Origin of the sequence: Mesorhizobium sp. M7D.F.Ca.US.004.03.1.1, assembly GCF_003998635.1 — a bacterium.
Lineage (GTDB): Bacteria > Pseudomonadota > Alphaproteobacteria > Rhizobiales > Rhizobiaceae > Mesorhizobium > Mesorhizobium loti.
Map to the genome: position 1 here is coordinate 1 of NZ_RZQG01000777.1, position 2,851 is coordinate 2,851.

At 63.3% G+C, this 2,851-nt stretch carries 3 protein-coding genes; 2 read left to right on the forward strand and 1 reads right to left on the reverse strand.

The features are described 5' to 3' along the window. Positions 1–90: 90 nt before the first annotated feature. Positions 91–1,245, reverse strand: coding sequence for a PA0069 family radical SAM protein (locus EN935_RS29655; RefSeq protein WP_127373905.1), 1,155 nt, complete (start codon positions 1,243–1,245; stop codon positions 91–93). Between the two features lie 150 nt (positions 1,246–1,395). Between EN935_RS29655 and EN935_RS29660 the strand changes: the two genes are divergently transcribed. After that, complete coding sequence (locus EN935_RS29660; protein WP_127373906.1) at positions 1,396–1,920, forward strand: glycosyltransferase; 525 nt, start codon at positions 1,396–1,398, stop codon at positions 1,918–1,920. A 144-nt stretch (positions 1,921–2,064) separates the two neighbouring features. Further along, on the forward strand, positions 2,065–2,851 hold a 787-nt coding region (locus EN935_RS29665), incomplete at its 3' end, for a hypothetical protein (protein WP_127373904.1).

Sequence of the window (2,851 nt, forward strand, 5' to 3'; positions counted from 1 at the left end):
GACCGGGAGGGCACCGTCTGCAGGCCGGGGCAGGCCGGACGGGATTCTTGCGCTCTGCGACAGATCAGACCGCCGCGGTGAAGTGCATTCTCAAAGCAGCGTCAGCTGCAATTGATCCTTGGCAGCGGCAACGAACTGGTCGGTCCGCAGCGTGCGCCGTTCGGCGTTGAGGCCGAGCCGCTTGGCGGTGATCTCGAAGCGCCGGCCGATCTGCCAGGCATAGGGACCGGCGCCCTTCATGCGCTCGCCCCATTCCGAATCGTAGTCCTTGCCGTCGCGCATCGAGCGGATCAGCGACATCACGTGGCGGTAGCGGTCCGGATAGTGGCGCAGCAGCCAGTCCTTGAAGATCGGGCTGACCTCCAGCGGCAGGCGCAGCACGACATAACCCGCCTCGCGGGCGCCGGCCGCGCGTGCCGAATCGAGGATCCGTTCCATCTCCTGGTCGGTCAGGCCCGGGATGATCGGCGCGACCATGACCGAAGCCGGAATGCCGGCATCCGAAAGCTGGCGGATCGCCTCCAGCCGCTTGGTCGGCGTCGACGCGCGTGGCTCCATGGTGCGTGCCAGCATCCGGTCAAGCGTCGTCACCGACAGCGCCACCTTGGCGAGCCCCCGTTCGGCCATGCGTGACAGGATATCGATGTCACGCGTCACCAGAGCGGATTTTGTCACGATGCCTACCGGATGGCCGCGCGCTTCCAGCACTTCGAGGATCTCGCGCATGATCCGGTATTGCTTCTCGATCGGCTGGTAGGGGTCGGTGTTGGTGCCGATGGCGATGGTGCGCGGCTGGTAGCCGTCCTTCGACAACTCCTTGTCGAGCAAGCGCGCCGCGTCCGGCTTGGCGAACAGCTTGGATTCGAAATCGAGACCCGGCGACAGGCCCATGAACGCGTGCGTCGGCCGGGCAAAGCAATAGACGCAGCCGTGCTCGCAGCCGCGATAGGGGTTGATCGAACGGTCGAAGGAGATGTCGGGCGATTCGTTGCGGGTGATGATGGTGCGCGGCTTCTCGACCTGCACTTCGGTCTTGAAGGGCGGCAGTTCTTCCAGCGAATTCCACCCATCGTCGAAGACATGCCGGCTGACCGGCTCGAAGCGGCCGGACGGATTGATGCCCGCCGACCTGCCGCGGTTGCGGTCCGGACGGACACGCACGCCACTCTGCTCGATCATCGCATTGGCCATCTCGGCTCTTCCAGCTCCGAAAGCTGCAATGTCGGCGCGCACGATCTGTTCCATCTTCGCCCGCTCCCAGGGACTGTCCATGTTGTGTCGAATCGCTCTGTTCATGAAATTATTCCTATTTTGTTGATGAGAACAAAGCAAGAACTTTTTATGGTGCGCTGCAGTAACTGGCGCTGTGCCGCGCTTTCCGCTATTCGGCTAATGATGCTCAGTGTTCTCATCGAAACCCGCAATGACGAGGAAGGCCTGACCCGCACGCTCGCCTCGCTGATTGGCGGCGCGGTCGAGGGCGTGGTGCGTGAAGTCATCGTCTGTGACACGGGCTCCACCGACCAGACGCATCGCGTGGCCGAGCATGCCGGCTGTCAGTACGTGACTGGCGGCGTTGCCGCCGGCATCCGCCAAGCCAAGGGGGACTGGCTGCTGCTGCTGGAGCCGGGCGCGCGGCTGGTTGAGGGCTGGATCGATGCGGTCGTTGACCATACGGCCAGGCAAACCATGGCGGCACGGTTTTCGCGGGCGCGCGGCAGCCGTATGCCGTTCCTGGCGCGTGTCTTTTCGGGAAACCGTGCCTTGGCCGACGGATTGCTGATCAGCAAGCGTCAGGCCGCCGCCTCGGCCAAGAGTGCCGGCAGCGCTGAGGCCATCGCCCGCGGCCTCGCGACAAAGCGGCTCGACGCCGAAATCTGGGTAGCGCCGGTAAAGCAGAAGCATCGCTCCCCGACATGATTTTTTGCAGCTGCTCTCTCCATTGTGCATTGCACAAAATCTGACGCGGGGTTAGTTCTAATTTCGGCGGGTGAATGGGTTTGGGTCACGCCGAGTGGCGAGCACCGATGCGGCATCGGTGGCGCTCTCATAGCCGAGGACCCGATGCATCTTTCATCCCCCGACAATTCCGGTGCGGCCAGTCTCGAGGCCATTGCGCGCAACGGCAGCCTGCTGCGGCGCATCGCGGTGCGCATTCCGACCTATCTCAAGGATCTTCGCGAAAACCCAGCCTGGCTGCCGATGTTCATGCTGGCGCGCACCATGCCTGGACGCCGCATGCATTGGCTGGGCGCAAAACGCGCTCAGCCGGTCGTCAATGCGGTGGACACGATGTTTGCCGGCGTCGAACGGGAAGCCGTGGTCGAAGCGCTGCGCTCCGACGGGCTGTTTTCGGGCCTGGTCCTACCGCCTGATATCCATGAGGAGATCGCAGACTTCGCCGGGCGCACGCCTTGCTTCGGCAATTTCGACCGCCGTCTCGAATTCATGCCGGGCGAACATGCCGAGGCTGAAAAGCGCTTCGGCCGCTCGCTGCTCAGTGGGCATTTTTTCGAGCGCATACTCGACTGCCAGGCGGCACTCGCCATCCAGCGCGATCCGCTGCTTCTGGACATTGCCGCGCACTATCTCGGCGGCCAGGCCAAACTGATCACGACGCGGGTGTGGTGGAGTTTCCCGACGGGCGCCGCTTCGGATGCCGACAAGAATCTCGCCTCGCTCGGCAAGTATCATTTCGACCTCGACGACTGGCGCATGCTGAAATTCTTTTTCTATCTCAAGCCGGTCGATGCGGACACCGGCCCGCATGTCTATGTCAAAGGCAGTCACAAGCGCCGCAGCCTCAAGCATCAGCTCACCCTCTTGGTTGGCCATCCCGCGCAAGAGGTTC

Coding starts and splice junctions, on each gene's coding strand:
- EN935_RS29655 (WP_127373905.1), bottom strand. CDS start 1,245: ATGGAACAGATCGTGCGCGCCGACATTGCAGCTTTCGGAGCTGGAAGA.
- EN935_RS29660 (WP_127373906.1), top strand. CDS start 1,396: ATGCTCAGTGTTCTCATCGAAACCCGCAATGACGAGGAAGGCCTGACC.